This window comes from Sphingomonas horti (genome assembly GCF_009753715.1).
Lineage (GTDB): Bacteria > Pseudomonadota > Alphaproteobacteria > Sphingomonadales > Sphingomonadaceae > Sphingomonas_B > Sphingomonas_B horti.
The window spans coordinates 121,881-139,238 of record NZ_WQMS01000006.1 but is presented as its reverse complement, the minus strand read 5'-3'; the positions used below and the strand labels follow the sequence as shown (position 1 = coordinate 139,238).

Annotated in this window: 16 protein-coding genes; 9 read left to right on the top strand and 7 right to left on the bottom strand. The window is 68.0% G+C overall.

The features are described from left to right. Positions 1-6 precede the first annotated feature (6 nt). Together GON01_RS04270 and GON01_RS04265 are read right to left on the bottom strand one after the other, a co-directional pair. A complete protein-coding gene (locus GON01_RS04270) occupies positions 7-1,086 on the bottom strand; it encodes an NAD(P)/FAD-dependent oxidoreductase (RefSeq protein WP_157026132.1) in 1,080 nt (359 codons plus the stop codon). Next, positions 1,083-2,018, bottom strand: coding sequence for an alpha/beta fold hydrolase (locus GON01_RS04265; protein ID WP_157026131.1), 936 nt, complete (start codon positions 2,016-2,018; stop codon positions 1,083-1,085). The genes GON01_RS04270 and GON01_RS04265 overlap by 4 nt, the downstream gene beginning before the upstream one ends. 48 nt (positions 2,019-2,066) lie before the next feature. On the opposite strand from GON01_RS04265, the gene GON01_RS04260 reads away from it, so the two are divergent. The 8 genes from GON01_RS04260 to GON01_RS04225 are packed head-to-tail and all read left to right on the top strand — an operon-like array spanning position 2,067 to position 9,461. Beyond that, on the top strand, positions 2,067-2,528 hold the full coding sequence (locus GON01_RS04260) for an A24 family peptidase (RefSeq protein ID WP_157026130.1): 462 nt from the start codon (positions 2,067-2,069) through the stop codon (positions 2,526-2,528). A gap of 45 nt (positions 2,529-2,573) precedes the next feature. Next, positions 2,574-3,581 carry a Flp pilus assembly protein CpaB gene (gene cpaB, locus GON01_RS04255; protein ID WP_181599888.1) on the top strand — a complete coding sequence of 336 codons (1,008 nt, stop codon included), beginning with the start codon at positions 2,574-2,576 and terminating at the stop codon, positions 3,579-3,581. Position 3,582: 1 nt separating this feature from the next. Next, a complete protein-coding gene (locus tag GON01_RS04250; RefSeq protein WP_157026129.1) occupies positions 3,583-5,250 on the top strand; it encodes a type II and III secretion system protein family protein in 1,668 nt (555 codons plus the stop codon). Between the two features lie 23 nt (positions 5,251-5,273). Then, positions 5,274-5,897 (top strand): CpaD family pilus assembly protein, encoded by a 624-nt coding sequence (locus tag GON01_RS04245; RefSeq protein WP_232328654.1) that lies wholly within the window; start codon positions 5,274-5,276, stop codon positions 5,895-5,897. Positions 5,898-5,899: 2 nt separating this feature from the next. After that, positions 5,900-7,174 carry an AAA family ATPase gene (locus tag GON01_RS04240; RefSeq protein ID WP_157026128.1) on the top strand — a complete coding sequence of 425 codons (1,275 nt, stop codon included), beginning with the start codon at positions 5,900-5,902 and terminating at the stop codon, positions 7,172-7,174. 15 nt (positions 7,175-7,189) lie between these two features. Continuing rightward, a complete protein-coding gene (locus GON01_RS04235) occupies positions 7,190-8,158 on the top strand; it encodes a type II secretion system F family protein (protein ID WP_157026127.1) in 969 nt (322 codons plus the stop codon). A gap of 3 nt (positions 8,159-8,161) precedes the next feature. Beyond that, on the top strand, positions 8,162-9,145 hold the full coding sequence (locus GON01_RS04230) for a type II secretion system F family protein (protein WP_157026126.1): 984 nt from the start codon (positions 8,162-8,164) through the stop codon (positions 9,143-9,145). A gap of 55 nt (positions 9,146-9,200) precedes the next feature. After that, positions 9,201-9,461 (top strand): hypothetical protein, encoded by a 261-nt coding sequence (locus GON01_RS04225; protein ID WP_157026125.1) that lies wholly within the window; start codon positions 9,201-9,203, stop codon positions 9,459-9,461. Here GON01_RS04225 and ppdK read toward each other — a convergent pair whose 3' ends face one another. The 5 genes from ppdK to GON01_RS04200 form a co-directional block, all read right to left on the bottom strand. Then, the gene (gene ppdK, locus GON01_RS04220; protein WP_157026124.1) at positions 9,462-12,122 is read right to left on the bottom strand and encodes a pyruvate, phosphate dikinase; all 2,661 of its coding nucleotides are present in this window, start codon (positions 12,120-12,122) and stop codon (positions 9,462-9,464) included. A gap of 65 nt (positions 12,123-12,187) precedes the next feature. After that, on the bottom strand, positions 12,188-14,830 hold the full coding sequence (locus GON01_RS04215) for a glycine--tRNA ligase subunit beta (protein ID WP_157026123.1): 2,643 nt from the start codon (positions 14,828-14,830) through the stop codon (positions 12,188-12,190). Beyond that, a complete protein-coding gene (locus GON01_RS04210; protein ID WP_157026122.1) occupies positions 14,830-15,318 on the bottom strand; it encodes an endonuclease domain-containing protein in 489 nt (162 codons plus the stop codon). Before GON01_RS04210 ends, GON01_RS04215 begins: the two co-directional genes overlap by 1 nt. Continuing rightward, positions 15,306-16,145, bottom strand: a complete 840-nt coding sequence (locus GON01_RS04205; protein ID WP_157026459.1) for a glycine--tRNA ligase subunit alpha — start codon at positions 16,143-16,145, stop codon at positions 15,306-15,308. Before GON01_RS04205 ends, GON01_RS04210 begins: the two co-directional genes overlap by 13 nt. A 95-nt stretch (positions 16,146-16,240) precedes the next feature. Next, positions 16,241-16,495 carry a hypothetical protein gene (locus GON01_RS04200; protein WP_157026121.1) on the bottom strand — a complete coding sequence of 85 codons (255 nt, stop codon included), beginning with the start codon at positions 16,493-16,495 and terminating at the stop codon, positions 16,241-16,243. Between the two features lie 76 nt (positions 16,496-16,571). Between GON01_RS04200 and GON01_RS04195 the strand changes: the two genes are divergently transcribed. After that, positions 16,572-17,351 (top strand): SDR family NAD(P)-dependent oxidoreductase, encoded by a 780-nt coding sequence (locus GON01_RS04195; RefSeq protein ID WP_157026120.1) that lies wholly within the window; start codon positions 16,572-16,574, stop codon positions 17,349-17,351. The last annotated feature ends 7 nt before the right edge of the window (positions 17,352-17,358 follow it).

The following is a 17,358-nucleotide window of genomic DNA, read 5'->3' as shown; positions in this document are numbered from 1 at the left end:
TCCCGACTATCTGAACCGATCCGGCAGATAGGGAGCGGGATCGATCTCCGCCACCGGGCGGCCGAGCAGCAGCCGGGCGGCCATGCGCGAGGCGGCAGGCGCGGTCTGGATGCCGAAGCCGCCCTGGCCCGCGCACCAGAACAGGCCGGGCGCCGCCGGATCGAAGCCATAGACGGGCAGCCGGTCCGGCGTGAAGGAGCGCAGGCCCGCCCAGCGCCGCTCGACGTGCCGGATCCGCCAGTGCGTCGCCTGCTCGAATCGGTCGATCGCGATCGCGACGTCGATTTCCTCGGGCTGGGCGTCGCCGGGTTCTGCCGGAGTCTCGTCGTGCGGGCTGATCCACAGCCGACCGCCGGCCTCCGGCTTGAAATAGAAGCTCCCGTCGGCCGCCAATACGACCGGAAGGTCCGTTGGCGCGGGCGGCTCCGCCTCCACCTGCACGACGGTGCGGCGATAGGGCTGAATGCCGATCGGCGGCGCGCCGGCAAGCACGGCGACCGGATCGGCCCAAGCCCCGGCGGCGTCGACGAGGACCGCCGCCTCGATCGATTCGCTGCCGGCCTGGAGTCGCCAGCGATCGCCGGCTCGCTCGGCGCTGGTGAGCGGCGCCGAGCAGCGCAGCACCGCCCCGCCTTGCCGCGCCGTCTTCAGGAACAGCTGGTGCGCGCCCGCGACATCGATGTCGGTGCAACTCGGCATCCAGAGCGCCGCGACCCATTCGGCGGAAAGATCGGGCAGCCAATGGCGCACGCGCTCCGCGGGCCAGCGCTCCAGCGCGACGCGACCTTCGAATTCATCGGCAAGACGGTCGAGCTGCTCTACCTCGTGCGCGCGCGCGATATGAAGCTCGCCGCGCGGCTTCAGCAGGTCATGCGCGCGCAGCCACGGCCCGGAAGCTGAGGTCAGCGGCTGGACGAAAGGGCCGCCATAGGTCTCCGACCAGAAGGCAGCCGAACGGCCGGTTGCGTGGTAGCCGGGCTGGTCCTCCGCCTCGAGCAGCAGCACCGACGCGTGCGGCGCAAGCTCGGCGGCTAGGCCGGCGCCGGCGATCCCGGCGCCGACGATCGCGACATCGAAGCGGCTCATCGCGCCTGCGCGCGCGCGTCGAGAAAGCTATCGATCTCGGCCAGCGCGGCATCACGAACCAAATCGGCCTCGCGCAGGATCTCGTGCGCCGATTCGGGGCCCCAGATGCGCAGCCTCGCGTCCGGCAGGCGCGCCGCCGCGCGCCGTATCGCCGCCGGATCGACGAGCCGGTCATGGCCGGCCGCCAGCAGCAGGAGCGGCGTCGTGACCGATTCGAGACGGCCCTGGCCCTGCAGGGCAAGCGTCGAACGATAGGCCTCCGCGACCCAGGCCCAGCTGGGCGGGCCGACCTCGATTTCCGGCTTTTCCCGCTTCCACCACAGCTCGTCCTCGTAGCGGGCGACATCGTGCGTCAGCAGCGACTGGCGCTTCTTCATCGGCACGCCCGGCCGCTCGTTGCTCTTCCACGCCTGCCGCTCGGGCCGGCCGATCTTCGTCATCAGCCACGCGATCCTGGCACCGAGGCGTGGGCCGAACGGCGCGCTCCTGAGGCCCAGCATCGGCGCGACCAGCACCGCGGCATCGGGGGCGATCCGCCGCTCCGACAATGCGCGGAGCGTCAGGTGCCCACCCATCGAATGAGCAACGACCACATGCGGCCCCGCCGTCCGCGCCGACCACTCCGCGAAGAATGCGGCCAAGTCCTCGATCCACGGCGCAAAGTCGCTTGCATGGCCGACGAGCGTATCGTCCGACAGCCGGCCGGAGCCGCCCTGCCCGCGCCAGTCGAAGCTTACGATTCGCCAGCCGGCGCGGTGCCAGTGGTCGAACGCCTCATAATATTTCTCGAACACGTCGCCGCGGCCGCCGAGGAACAGCAGCGAGCCGCGCTCGCCGCCCGGCCAGGTGAAGGTGCGGAGCGGCCACTCGTCCGCGGCGCGCCAGCTTCCGATATCCGCGCCGGCGGGAACGACGCGCCTGTTGATGGTCATCGAATCTGGTTACGGGTTTGCAAGGCTTGGCGTCTAGATGGCGCAGGCATGGCTGCCCATGCTCTGCTCGCGATTCTCGCCCTGTTGCTGCTGATTGCGGCGGTAACGGACCTGAAAGCACGAATTATCGCGAATCGCCTGAATCTGGCTATCGCGCTGCTTGCCCCTGCCTATTGGTGGGCGAGCGGCCTTTCGCCCTGGCCCGACATGGCCTTGCAGGCGGCACTGGGCGTGGCCGTGTTCGCGGTTTTCGCCGGCCTGTTCGCGATGGGATGGATGGGCGGCGGGGACGTCAAATTACTCGGTGCGCTGGCGCTCTGGCTGCCGCTGGTGCCGTTGATGCGGATGCTGTTCGCGATGTCGCTGCTGGGCGGCGTCCTGACGCTGATCGTCGTCGCGGTGCACCGGCTGCGCAGGGTCAAGACAAGTCCGGAAGTGCCCTACGGCGTCGCCATCGCGTCTGCGGGATTGTGGGTCATCGGCGAACTGTATCTTAACCAGTTTGCTTGATGACGATCGGCAAGGGTCATCGACCCGGTCCAGGAGTCGTCGGTCGTGGATGTAAGAAAAATCGCTTTGCTTGTCGGGGCTTTGCTGGTGGCGGCCGTCACCGCGGTGATGGCCCGCAGCCTGTTCAGCAGCGCTGAGACGCCGGCCCAGGCGGCCGCCGTCAGCGCGCCGCAGCCCGATGGCCCGCAGGTGCTGGTCGCCACGCGGGCGCTGCCGGTCGGCACCATCCTTCAGGCGGACAGCTTCCGCTACCAGCCCTGGCCCAAGGAGCTGGTCCAGGAAGCCTATTACATCAAGGGCGACACCCAGCCGCCGCAGCCGGGCACGGTCGTGCGCTACGCGATCACCGCGGGCCAGCCGATCACCCAGGGCGCACTGGTCAAGCCCGGCGACAGCGGCTTCCTTGCCGCCGCGCTGGGACCCGGCATGCGCGCCGTCACCGTGCCGGTGTCGGCGCAGAGCGGTGTTGCCGGCTTCATCTTCCCGGGCGACCGGGTCGACCTGGTGCTGACGCAGGACGTGGTCGGCGGCGGCGATGGCCCGCCCCTGAAGGCGTCCGAGACGTTCGTGCGCAACATCCGCGTGCTCGCGACCGACCAGCGCACCGACAATGAGACCAAGGACGGCAAGACCGAGGTCAAGACCTTCTCGACCGTGACGCTGGAGGCGACGCCCCGGATCGCCGAGAAGATCGCGGTCGCCCAGGCCTTGGGCCAGCTGTCGCTGTCGCTGCGCTCGATCGCCGACAACAATGCCGAGCTGGAGCGCGCGATCGCCGCCGGCGAAGTCAGCGTCGACGACAGCAAGGATCCGAAGGCCGAGCGTCAGATGCTGCTCCAGGTCGCATCGCGCCCCGTCGACACCGACACGACCTTCGTGACCGGCGGCGACGTGTCCCGCTTCGCGCGCCGCACGGTGCCGAGAGCGACGGCCGCGCCGGCAGCCCCGATGGGAGCCGGCTCATCCGGCGCGCCCGTGACGGTCCCCACCGGGCCCGTCGTCAAGATCGCCCGCGGCAACGCGGAGACCGAAGTCCCGGTCAAGGGTAAATAAGATGCGCAAATCCACTGTTCTGATGCGGACGGCCGCCGCGGCGCTCGCCACGGTCCTCGCCGCAGCCATTCCGGCGGCGAGCCAGGCACAGCCCGTGCGGGTCGGCAATCTGCCGGCCGGTACCCAGCGCCCGACCAGCGAAGTGCTGCTGTCGATCGGCCAGGGCCAACTGGTGACGCTGCCGACCGGCATCGCCAACGTCTGGACCTCCAACCCGAACGTCGCCGACGTCTATGTCAGCAACGCGCGGCAGATCCATCTGTTCGGCAAGGACGCCGGCGAGGCGACCGTGTTCGCGACCACCGCGAACGGGCAGGTCGTCTATGCGACCAACGTGCGGGTGAACCAGAACATCACGTCGCTCGACAAGATGTTGAAGCTGGCCTTCCCCGACGCCGACATCGCCGTCAACACGGCGGGTCAGCTGGCCGTGCTGACCGGCACGATCGGCTCACCCGAGGACAGCGCCGCCGCGGAGCGGCTGGTGCTGACCGCGCTCAACCCCGGCGTGAACGTGTCGGAGCCGAACGCGCCGCTGAAGATGGGCGTAATCAACCGGCTGAAAACGGCGACGCCGCTGCAGGTCAATCTGCAGGTGCGGATTGCAGAGGTCAGCCGCGACCTGGTCAAGGAAATCGGCAGCAACCTGCTGACGCGCGACCAGACCGGCGGCTTCCTGTTCGGCGTGGCGCAGGGCCGCAACTTCGGCTCGATCGGCGATGTCGACATCTCGAAATTCCCGACCGTTCCGGCATCGACCTTCTTCCCGGGCGCGACCGGCACGATCCCGATCAACCCGGCGACGGGCCTGCCCGTCAATCCTGCCAATCCGGGCACGGCCTTCAACTACGACAAGCTCGGCCCCGGCGCCGGCAAGACCGCGATCGCGATGGCCGGGCGGCTGTTCGGGATCGATGTCGCCTCTGCGCTCGACCTTGCCGAAACCGAAGGGCTGGTGACGACGCTCGCCAATCCGAACCTGACTGCCCTTTCGGGCGAGACGGCAAGCTTCCTTGCCGGCGGTGAAATCCCGATCCCGCTGGCGCAGGGCCTCGGCCAGATCGGCGTCGAGTACAAGCAGTACGGCGTCAGCCTGGCGTTCACGCCGACGGTGCTGGGCGATGGCCGCATATCGATGCGCGTGCGCCCGGAAGTCTCGGAGCTGAGCTCGACCGGATCGGTGACGCTGAACGGCTTCCAGATCCCGGCGCTGACCACCCGGCGCGCCGAAACGACGGTGGAGCTCGGCTCAGGCCAGAGCTTCATGATCGGCGGCCTGCTGCAGAACAAGCATTTCGACCAGATCGACAAGGCGCCGGGCGTCGGCGACATCCCGATCCTGGGTTCGCTGTTCCGCTCGACCCGGTTCCGCCACAGCGAGACCGAGCTGGTGATCATCATCACGCCCTATCTGGTGAAGCCGACCAATGGGCCGATCCCGCTGCCGACCGACGGCTACAAGTCGGCGACCGACGCCGCGCGCGTGCTGATGGGCAAGACCTTCACCGGCGACAGCGGCGCCCAGCGCCCGGTGCCGACGATGGCGGCGCCGCAGGTGCAGCCCGCCGGCCAGCCGGTGTCGCAGACGACGCCGCTGCTGCAGGCGCCGACCAAATCTGCCGAGCGCAAGCCGGACGCGGCGCCCGCCCCCGGCTTCTCCCTCAAGTGATGCGCCCGGCCAAGGAGATGACGATGGTTCGCAAATCCCTTCCCCTGATCGGCCTCGCGCTGGCGCTGTCGGCCTGCGGGACCGTCAACCGCGGCGTCGAATCGGTGCACCAGCCGGTCGTGCAGCGGACCGATTACGTGATCGACCTGGCCTCGGCGGGCGACCGGCTCGCGCAGGGCGAGCGCGAACGGCTTGAAGGCTGGTTCCGCTCGATCGACCTTGCCTATGGCGACCGCGTTTCGGTCGACGATCCGAGCGGCGCGATCGGCGTGCGCAGCGATGTCGACTCCCTGCTCGGCCGCCGCGGCATGTCGAGCCTTGCCAATGCACCGGTCACGCCGGGCGCGATCGCGGCGGGCACCGTTCGCGTCGTGGTCAGCCGCGCGAGCGCAAGCGTGCCGGGCTGCCCGGACTGGAGCCGCTCCTCGTCGCCCGAATTCGTCGGCTCGACGATGTCGAACTACGGCTGCGCCAGCAACGCGGCGCTGGCGGCGATGGTCGCCGATCCGATGGACCTGATCCAGGGCCGCGAGGCCGGCGCCGCGGGCGATACGGCCACCGCCAGCAAGGCGATCCGCGCCTATCGCGACACCGCGCCGACCGGGACCAAGGGCCTGAAGAACGAGAGCACGAAGGGCGGAAACTGATCATGAACGCACCCTGGAGCCCCACCCGTTCCGCAGCGCTGCGGGATCCGTTCGTCGCCTATGTCAGCGACGACAGCGCCGCCGACGCGATCCGCCCGATCGCCGTCGAGATGGGCTGGTCGCCGGAAAAGGTCGTGCGCGGCGGCCTGCGCGCGGCGATCCAGAACCTGGCGGTCGCCGCCAGCCCGAACGTGCTGCTGGTCGATCTGTCCGACGCATCCGACCCGCTGAACGACATCAATGCGCTTGCCGAGGTCTGCGAACCGGGCACGGTCGTGATCGCAACCGGTGTCACCAACGATGTCCGGCTGTACCGCGACCTGATCGCCAGCGGCATCCAGGACTATCTGCTGAAGCCGCTGCATCCGGACCAGCTGCGCGACGCTTTCGCCGGTGCGCAGGCGGTCTTCAACGCGCCCAAGAGCTTCGAGCCGCAGCAGGATCGGCCGCACCTGATGATGGCGGTGATGGGGTCGCGCGGCGGCGCGGGCGCGTCGACCGTCGCCGCTTCGCTCGCCTGGTTGTTCGGCGAGAAGGACAAACGCTCGGCGGCGCTTCTCGATCTCGACGTGCATTTCGGCACCGATGCGCTGGCGCTCGATCTCGAGCCCGGCCGCGGTCTGACCGACGCAATCGAGAATCCAAGCCGCATCGACGGGCTGTTCCTCGAACGCGCGCTGGTGCGGGTGAATGAGAAGCTGGCCGTGCTGTCGGCCGAAGCGCCGATCAACCAGCCGCTGCTGACCGACGGCTCCGCCTTCTACCAGCTTCAGGAGGAGATCCGCGCCGGCTTCGAATGCACCGTGATCGACCTGCCGCGCCACATGCTGGTGCAGCACCCGATGCTGGTCCAGGACCTGAACTCCGTGGTGCTGGTCACCGAGATCACCCTGGCGGCGGCGCGCGACTGCATCCGCTTCCTGGCCTGGTTCAAGAGCCATGCGCCGCAGGCGAGCGTGATCCTGGTCGCGAACAAGGTCGCCGCCTCAGGCGTGCCCGAACTCAGCCGGAAGGATTTCGAGGCGTCGATCGAGCGCAAGCTCGACTTCGTGATCCCCTATGACCAGAAGCTGGCGGCGCAGGCGGCCAAGCTCGGCAAGCCGCTTGCCGAGGTCGGCAAGGGCGCGAAGCTCGGCCAGGCGCTGCACGGCCTTGCCGGCCGGCTGATCTCGGCCTCCGCCGACGACGCCGAAAAGACGGCCGGCGAAGCCGGCAAGTCGCTGCTCGGCAAGCTCGGCGAGTTCAAGCTGAAGCTCGGCAAGCCGGCGAAGGCCTAAGGAGCGGCGGTAGCGATGGCGCAGCTCTTCTTTCCGCTGCTCGGCGGGGTGCTGACCCTGGCGATGCTGCTGCTCGCCTTTTCCGGCCCGTCCGGCGCGAAGGCGCAGAAGCGGCGGCTGGAAGGACTGCGCGAGCGCCATGGCGGCCCGAAGGCGCTCAGCGCCGAAGACAAGCTTCGCCGCATCACGACGGCGCAGGACACCAGGATGGACAGCATGGCCGGCCGGCTGCTGCCCAATCCGGCGCTGCTGAAGAAGCGGCTGGCGATGACCGGCAAGGACTGGTCGGTCGGCCAATATGTGCTGGTGAACCTCGGCGTCGCCTTCGCGGTCGGCACGCTGCTGCTGAGCAAAGGCGCGCCGGCGCTGCTGGGCGTGTTCGGCGGCCTTATGGTCGGGCTCGGCCTGCCGCACATGATCGTCGGCATGAAGATCAAGAAGCGCATCCAGAACTTCAACGTCCGCTTTCCAGATGCGATCGACCTGCTGGTGCGCGGCCTGCGCGCGGGCCTGCCGATCTCCGAGACGCTGGGCGTGGTCGCGTCAGAGATTCCGGGCCCGGTCGGCGAGGAATTCCGGATCATCACCGACAAGATGAAGATCGGGCGGACAATGGAGGTCGCGCTCCAGGAAACAGCCGACCGCCTCGGCATTCCCGAATTCCAGTTCTTCTGCATCACGCTCGCGATCCAGAAGGAGACCGGGGGCAACCTGGCCGAGACGCTCGGCAACCTCGCCGATGTGCTCAGGAAGCGCGCGCAGATGAAGCTGAAGATCAAGGCGATGTCGTCGGAGTCCAAGGCGTCCGCCTATATCGTCGGCTCGCTGCCGTTCATCGTGTTCGGGCTGATCTGGTTCATCAACAACAAGTACATGGCCAATTTCTTCCAGGACGAACGCCTGATGATCGCCGGCCTGGGCGGGCTCATCTGGATGAGCATCGGCGCGTTCATCATGGCCAAGATGGTCAATTTCGAGATTTGAGCCATGGAATCGACCGGACCCACTCTTCTCGGCGTTGACGTCCTCTGGGTGGCGACCCTGCTCTCGGCGGTCGCGACCTTCATGGTGCTGGTCGCGCTGTATGCGATCATGACCGTGCGCGACCCGATGGCGCGCCGCGTCAAGGCGCTGAACGACCGGCGCGAGCAGCTGAAGGCGGGCATCACCGCCTCGACCAAGCGCCGCGCCAAGCTCAACGCGCGCAACGAGACGACGGACCGGATGCGCTCGTTCCTGGGCTCGCTGAAGGTGCTTCAGGACGAGCAGCTGAAGGCCGCGCAGATCAAGCTGATGCAGGCCGGCATCCGCTCCAAGGACGCCGCGGTGGCGGTGATCTTCGGCCGCATGATGCTGCCGATCGTGTTCGGCCTGGGCGCGGTCCTGCTGATCTACGGCATCGACTTCTGGCCCGACTGGAGCCCGTTCAAGCGCTTCGGCGTGACCGCGGCCGCGCTGATCGGCAGCTACAAGGCGCCTGACATCTACCTCAAGAACAAGATCACGAAGCGCAGCCACGCGATCCGCAAGGGCCTGCCCGACGCGCTCGACCTGCTGGTGATCTGCGCCGAGGCCGGATTGACCGTCGACGCCGCCTTCGGTCGCGTCGCGAAGGAGCTGGGCAAGGGTTATCCCGAGCTTGGCGACGAGTTCATGCTGACGTCGATCGAGCTGGGCTTCCTGACCGAGCGTCGCCAGGCGTTCGAGAACCTCGCCACCCGAGTCGACCTGGACGCGGTGCGGGGCGTGGTCACGACCATGATCCAGACCGAGAAATACGGCACGCCGCTCGCCTCGGCCTTGCGGGTGCTGTCGGCCGAGTTCCGCAACGAGCGGATGATGCGCGCCGAAGAGAAGGCGGCGCGGCTGCCGGCGATCATGACGGTGCCGCTGATCTGCTTCATCCTGCCGGTGCTGTTCATCGTCATCCTGGGCCCCGCGGCCTGCTCGATCGCCGACAACTTCAAGTAAGGAACGGCAGCAGGACTTCGGTCGTTTCTCCCTCGCAACGTAAGGGAGAGACGCCGTGAGCTTCACGCCCGAATTCTGGCTGATCCTGGGCCTGACCTTGGTGCTCGGCTGGGTGCTGGGGCTGATGTCCCGCTCCGGCGGCGGGCGATGGAAGCGCGAGCTGGCCGCCGAGCGAGAAGCCCACGCGACCTATCGCCGGGACGCCGAGGCCCGGATCGGCGAGCTGGAGCGCGAGAACGCCCGCTACCGCGCCGACCTACCGCCGCGCGACCGCCCGGCTTCCGCGATCGACAATCTGGACCTTCGCCGGCCCTGACTATCCCCGCAACGCCGCCTGCGCCGCCGCCAGCCGCGCGATCGGCACGCGATAGGGCGAGGCGCTGACGTAATCGAGGCGTACGCTCTCGCAAAACGCGATCGAGGCCGGATCGCCGCCATGCTCGCCGCAGATGCCGAGCTTCAGGTCCGGCCTGGTCGCCCGGCCCCGCTCGGCGGCGATGCGGATCAGCTCGCCCACGCCTTCGACGTCGAGGCTGACGAACGGGTCGCGCAGGAAAATGCCCTTGTCGACATAGGAAGTGAGGAAGCGGCCCGCGTCGTCGCGCGACACGCCCAAGGTGGTCTGCGTCAGGTCGTTGGTGCCGAAGCTGAAAAAGGCGCCGACCTCGGCGACCTCGCCAGCCTTCAACGCCGCGCGAGGCAGCTCGATCATCGTGCCGACGAGGTAGTCGAGCCGCCGGCCTTTTTCGGCGAACACAGCCTCGGCGGTACGGTCGATCAGCTCCTTCATCAGCTCCAGCTCGCGGCGGGTCGCGACGAGCGGTACCATCACCTCGGGGATCGGCGCCTCGCCGGTCTTCTCCGCCACCTCGACCGCGGCCTCGAAGATCGCGCGGGCCTGCATCTCGTAGATCTCCGGATAGGTGACGCCGAGGCGGCAGCCGCGATGGCCCAGCATCGGGTTGAACTCGTGCAGCTCCGCCGCGCGCCGCTTCAGCGCCTCGACGCCCAGACCGGTCGCCCGCGCCACTTCCTCGAACTCGGCTTCCTCGTGCGGCAGGAATTCGTGCAGCGGCGGATCGAGCAGGCGGATGGTGACCGGCAGGCCGGCCATGATCTCGAAAATCTCGGCGAAGTCGCCGCGCTGCTCCGGCAGCAGCTTCGCCAGCGCGGCGCGCCGGCCCTTCTCGTCGGTTGCCAGGATCATCTGGCGGACCGCGGTGATGCGCGCCGCATCGAAGAACATGTGCTCGGTGCGGCACAGGCCGATGCCTTCCGCGCCGAAACCGCGCGCGGTGCGGCAATCGGCCGGCGTCTCGGCATTGGTGCGCACGCGCAGCCGCCGGACCTTGTCCGCCCATTCCATCAGCGTGCCGAAATCGCCGGCAAGCTCCGGCTGCACGGTCGCGACTTCGCCGGCCATCACTTCGCCGGTCGCGCCGTCGATGGTGATGGTCTCACCTTCCCTGATCGTGCGATCGCCGACGCGGAACAGCTTCGCCTTCGCATCGATCGCGAGCGTGCCGGCGCCCGACACGCAGGGCCGGCCCATGCCGCGAGCGACCACCGCCGCGTGCGACGTCATGCCGCCGCGTGCGGTCAGAATGCCCTTCGCCGCATGCATGCCGTGAATGTCCTCGGGGCTGGTTTCGACCCGGACCAGGATGACGGCGTCGCCCAGCTCCGCCCGCTTCTCGGCGGTGTCGGCGTCGAACACGACCGCGCCCGAGGCCGCGCCCGGCGAGGCCGGCAGGCCCTTGGTCAGCACGTCGCGCGGCGCGTCCGGATCGAGCGTCGGGTGCAGCAGTTGGTCGAGCGCCGCGGGGTCGACGCGGCCGACGGCCTGCTCCTCGGTGATCAGGCCTTCATGCGCCATGTCGACGGCCATCTTCAGCGCCGCCTTGGCCGTGCGCTTGCCGTTGCGGGTCTGCAGCATCCAGAGCTTGCCGCGCTCGACGGTGAACTCGATATCCTGCATGTCGCGGTAATGCGTCTCAAGCAGCTCGAAGACGCGGGCGAGCTCGGCGAAGGTTTCCGGCATCGCCTCTTCCATCGACGCCGGCTTGGCGCCCGCCGCTTCGCGCGCCGCGCGGGTCAGATATTGCGGGGTGCGGATGCCGGCGACGACGTCCTCGCCCTGGGCGTTGATCAGGAACTCGCCATAATATGCGCGCTCGCCGGTCGAGGGGTTGCGGGTGAAGGCGACGCCGGTCGCCGACGTCTCGCCCATGTTGCCGAACACCATCGCCTGGACGTTGACCGCGGTGCCCCAGCCGCCCGGAATGTCGTTCAGCCGGCGATAGACCTTGGCGCGCTCCGACTGCCACGAGCCGAACACCGCGCCGATTGCGCCCCAGAGCTGGTCGTGCACGTCCTGCGGGAAGGGCTTGCCCCATTGTTCCTGGACGAGGCGCTTGTACTCGCCAACGAGCTTTTGCCAGTCGGCCGCGTTCATGTCCGTGTCGAGGAAATGGCCCTGATCTTCCTTGGCGATCTCCAGCGCTTCCTCGAAACTGCCGTGATCAAGGCCCAGCACCACATCCGAATACATCTGGATGAAGCGGCGATAGCTGTCCCAGGCGAAGCGCGCGTCGCCCGAGGTGGCGGCGAGGCCCTCGACCGTCTCGTCATTGAGGCCGAGGTTCAGCACCGTGTCCATCATGCCCGGCATCGACACCCGCGCGCCGGAGCGGACCGAGACGAGCAGCGGGTCGGCGGGGTTGCCGAAGGTCTTGCCGGTGATGCCCTCGATATGGGCGAGTCCGTTCGCGACTTCGGCCCTCAGGCTGTCCGGGAAATGCTCGCCTTCCTGGTAATAGCGGGTGCACATCTCGGTGCTGATCGTAAAGCCCGGCGGCACCGGCAGGCCGATCGACGCCATCTCGGCCAGGTTCGCGCCTTTGCCGCCGAGCAGGTTCCGGTCACCCGCCCCGCCGTCCGACACTCCGCCGCCGAAGCGATATACGTACTGCGTCATTCCCATTCCCTGTTCAGCGGCCCGAATGTTCACGAAAGGTCGCACTCATACGCGCGCGAGGGCAGTCACCCTTCTATCCGCGAGAAATCGGCGACCTGGTGGACGGCATCGCGCATGCGTGCGAGCAGGTTCAGCCGCGCAGCCCGTTTGGCCGGGTCCGGGTCGTTGACCGTCACGTGCTCAAAGAACGCATCCACCGGTCCGCGCAGGGTCGCCAATGCCGCCATCGCCGCCTCGAAATCCTCCGCCTCCACAGCCGCCCGCGCGCGCGGCTCGGCCGAATCGAGCGCCGCGATCAGCGACTGTTCCTCAGGTGCGGGCGTGTAGGACAGCGTTTTCTCATGGCCCATGATCGCATCGCGCAGATCCTCGGCCATCACGAACGGGTCTTCCTCGCCGGTCTGGGGGATGCCTTGGATATCTCCCGCGTGCTCCTGCGAAAGCAGGAGCCCAAGGTCACCCTGTACCGCGCCCTGCTGGGCTCCTGCTTTCGCAGGAGCACTGGTGGTGGCGGTCCACCCTTCCTTCTTCAAAATATTCGCCGCGCGCTTATAGCCGGCGAGCAGGTCGGCGCCCTCGGCCGTCTCGACGAACGCCTGAAGCGCGCGGACACGGGCGAGCAGGCGGACAAGATCGTCCTCCCCACCCAATGCGAACACCGCGTCGATCAGGTCATGGCGGACGCCGGCTTCGCGCTGCTGGACTTTGAGGCGGTCGGCGAAGAAGTCGAGGAGAAGCCATGCAGAGCTGTCGTATGGCACGCCTGACTTAGGGTGCGGCCTTGTCGTACGACCTAGGGTTATGACGATGGTGTCCGGATCGACTCCTGCCTGTTCCTTCAATCTAGCTGTCCGCCTGCGCTCCGCCTCCTCGAAGGAGGATTGCACTAGATCGAGTTGCCGTTCGATGACAGGCAGGAGCTCAAGGCGAGCCCAGTTATCGGTGATCAGACGGATCAGGGAGAGGGCAGCTCTACGAAGAGCATACGGATCTCGCGAGCCGGTGGGGGTCTCTTCTAAGAAGAAATACGCTGCTAGAGTATCCAGCTTGTCCGCCAGGCTGACAGCGACCGTCACCGGGGCGGTGGGCACGTCGTCGCCCTGGCCGACGGGCTTGTAGTGGTCGCGGATCGCGTCGGCGACGGCGTCGGGATGGCCCTGGGCGCGCGCGTAGTAGCCGCCCATCACGCCCTGCAGCTCGGGAAACTCGCCGACCATGCCGGTGACGAGGTCGGCCTTGCAGAGGCGGGCGGCATCATAGGCCAACTGCGCCAAGTCCTCCCCTCGCTTGTCGAGGGGAGGGGGACCGCCGGGCGCCAGCCCGGCGGTGGAGGGGCCGGCCGCGGAGCGGGCGGAAACACCCTCCGCTTCGCTCCGGGCCCCTCCACCATGCTTCGCATGGTCCCCCTCCCCTGCATTCGCAGGGGAGGATTTGATTATGCCTTCCTCGCACAGCCAGCGCGCGAGCTTGGCGACGCGCGCGACCTTGTCGGCCATCGTCCCGAGCTTTTCGTGGAAGACGATCTGGTCGAGCTTTTTCGCCTGCTCCTCCAGCGGGACCTTCAGGTCCTGTTCCCAGAAGAATTTCGCGTCGGACAGGCGGGCGGCGAGAACTTTCTGGTTGCCTGCGACGATTGTCGCCCCGCCGTCGCGCGGCTCGACGTTCGCGGTGCAGATGAAGGCGGGGGCGAGGTTCAAGTCCTCCCCAAGCTCTGCTTGGGGAGGGGGACCGCCGAACGCGGTGGAGGGGCCGGAGCGAAGCGGAGGACTGAGCTCGTCCCCCGGCTCAAGGCCGGGGTCCGCCCCTCCACCACTCGCCTGCGGCGAGCGGTCCCCCTCCCCTGCAAATGCAGGGGAGGATTGGAGGAGGGCGAAATATTTCTGGTTGGTCGCCATGGTGAGCTGGATCACCTCGGGTGGGACCTCCAGGAAGGCGGGGTCGAAGCTGCCGAGCAGCGGCACCGGCCATTCGGTCAGGCCGGCATTTTCGCGCAGCAGCGCTTCGTCGCGGACGAGGGTGAGGCCGGCCTGGGCGGCCACTGTCGTCGCGCCGGTGGCGATGATGGCCTCGCGTTCCTCATGGTCGACGAGGACGTGGCAGGCGCGCAGCTTCGCCGCGTAATCGTCGGCACTGCCGATGGTGATGCGGCCGGGGTGGTGGAAGCGGTGGCCGACGGTTTCGGCTCCGGACGCGATGCCGTCGATCTCGAAAGGCACGATCTCGCCGCCCAAGAGCGCGACGATACCGTGCAGCGGGCGGACCCAGCGGAGACTCTCGGTCGATTGCGAGGCGGCGCCCCAGCGCATCGACTTGGGCCAGGGGAAGGCGCGGACGATCGCCGGGATGGCCTCGGCCAGCACCGAGGCGGTGGCGCGGCCGGGCTTGTCGATGACCGCGTAATACACGCCATCACGTTCGGTGAGCTGGTCCTGGGTCAGGCCGGTCTTGCGCAGAAAGCCTTCGAGCGCCTGGGGGGGAGCAGACGTGCGCGGGCCTTTCAGCTCGTCGCGGACGGCATCGGTCTGGTCGGGCAGGCCGCGGGCGATCAGCGCGAGGCGGCGGGGCGTCGAGAAGGTCTCGATGCGTTCGGCCTTCAGGCCGGCTTTGGCGATCTCGGCCTCGAACAGGCGGGCTAGGTCGTTCCGCGCCCGTGGCTGCATGCGGGCGGGGATTTCTTCGCTGAGGAGCTCCAGGAGAAAATCAGGCACTACGATCCTCCCCGTTCACGGGGAGGGGGACCACCGCGAAGCGGTGGTGGAGGGGGGCTGGACGCGAGCACGACCAAGCTATCAGCCACTGCATCAGGGTCATGCAGAACGTCACTGGCGAGTACGCGAACTACGCTAAACCCTTGCCTCTCCAGCTTCTCGGTTCGGTATACATCATGTTCTGGCCGATCGCCCAGGTCGTGACCGATGCCGTCCACCTCGATGATCAGCTTGGTGGCGGCGCAGTAGAAGTCGGCGCGGTAAGGGCCGATCGGGTGTTGCTTGCGGAAGGCGATGCCTTGCGGCGAGCCCTTCAGGCGCTGCCAGAGGAGCACTTCGGGCAGGCTCATTTCCCGCCGTGCTTTTCGCGCTTCGTATACTTCGGGACGTCGGAGCGAGTGGGACGCGCCCCCTCCACCACGGCGCTCCGCGCCGCGGTCCCCCTCCCCGTCCCGGGGAGGATCGATAGGCCCGCTCACGCCGCCCATCCGTTCTTTTCCATCCAGCTGGCGCAGGCGCCTTTCGCCAGGTCGCGGACGCGGCCCATATAGGCCTGGCGTTCGGCCACCGAGATGACGCCGCGGGCTTGCAGCAGGTTGAAAATGTGGCTGGCCTTGATCGCCTGTTCATAGGCGGGGATCGGGAGCTTCCGATCGAGGCAGGACTCGCATTCCGCGGCGGCCTTGCGGAAGCCGTCGAACAGCGCTTCGGTGTTCGCGACCTCGAAATTCCAGGTCGACATCTCGATCTCGTTTTCGAGGAACACGTCGCCGTAGGTGACGCCGCGGCCGTTGAATTCGAGATCGTACACACGGTCGACATTCTGGATGTACATGGCCAGCCGCTCGAGCCCATAGGTGAGCTCACCCGCGACCGGCTTGCAGTCGAAGCCGCCCATCTGCTGGAAATAGGTGAACTGGGTGACTTCCATGCCGTCGCACCAGACTTCCCAGCCCAGCCCCCAGGCACCGAGCGTGGGGCTCTCCCAATCGTCCTCGACGAAGCGGATGTCGTGCTTGAGGAGATCGAGGCCGATCGCCTTCAGGCTGCCCAGATACAGGTCTTGCAGGTTCGGCGGGCTGGGCTTCAGAATCACCTGATACTGGTAGTAATGCTGCAGCCGATTCGGGTTCTCGCCATAGCGGCCATCCGTGGGGCGGCGGCAGGGCTGGACGAAGGCGGCGTTCCACGAGTCCGGGCCGAGCGCGCGCAGCGTCGTCGCGGTGTGGAAAGTGCCGGCGCCCATTTCCATGTCGTAGGGCTGGAGGATCAGGCAGCCCTGCTCGCTCCAATAGCGGTGGAGGGTGAGGATCAGGTCCTGGAAGCTGGGAGCGCGGGTCTCGGGCACGGTCCTTCGCACGTGCACAAAGGCGGGCGGAGGGTCAAGCATCCCCGCCCCGCCGCGCCCGATCAGAACGAGCTGTCGGCCCTGATTTGGTCGCGCTGGCGCTTCAGCTCCTTCGCGCGGCGCTTTTCCTCCTTGGCGCGGCGCTCGTCTTCCTTGCGGAGCTCGCGGCCGCGCTCCTCGTCGGCTTCGGACTGGCTGGTGGTGAGCTTGTCGGCGGTCCAGCCGACCGCCTTGACCGGCATCGTCACGACGTCAGCGGCGGTGCGGACGAGGCAGCCGCCCAGCGCCAGCGGCAGCAGAAGAACCAGAACACGCATGCGCGACCCCGAAACAGCTTGATCGCCAAGCCTAGGCGCGTGAAGCTTCACCCACAATGAACGGGGGAGAGCGGGGATGGACGTCACCCTGATCACGGGCGCTTCGTCAGGGCTGGGCGAGGGCTTTGCCAGGGCGCTGGCGGCGCGGAAGCACAACCTGCTGCTGGTCGCCAGGCGGCAGGAGCGGCTCGCCGAACTGGCGGTCGAGCTGGAGCGCGGCAACGACGTATCCGTAAAGACGATCGCGCTGGACCTGGCGGCGCCGGACGCGGGCGCGCGGCTGATGACCGAAGTCGCGGAACGGGGCCTGCGCGTCGAGACGCTGATCAACAATGCCGGCTTCGGCGCGCGGGGCGCGTTCGCGGACATCGGCCTGGCCGAGCAGCAGCGGATGATCGCGCTCAACTGCGCCGCGCTTGTCGATCTCTGCCACCGCGTGCTGCCGGACATGATCGCGCGGAAAAGCGGCGGCATCCTCAACGTCGCCTCCACCGCCGCCTTCCAGCCGGGGCCGTGGATGGCGGTCTATTACGCGACCAAGGCGTTCGTGCTGAGCTTTTCCGAAGCGCTGCACGAGGAAGTGCGCGGACACGGCATCCGGGTCGCGGCGCTGTGCCCCGGGCCGACGCGAACCGAATTCGCGGACGTGGCCGGCATGGCCGACAGCGAGCTGTTCAAGCGCTTTGCCAGCCCGTCGAGCGCGGTGGTGCGCGACGGGCTCGCGGCGCTCGAGCATAACCAGGCGGTCAAGATCTCCGGCGCGCTGAATGCGATCATGGCCGAATCGATCCGCTTCACGCCGCGCGCGCTGGCGCGAAGGATCGCCGGCGGGATGCAGAAGGCGCGATCGGCCTAGCCGCGAC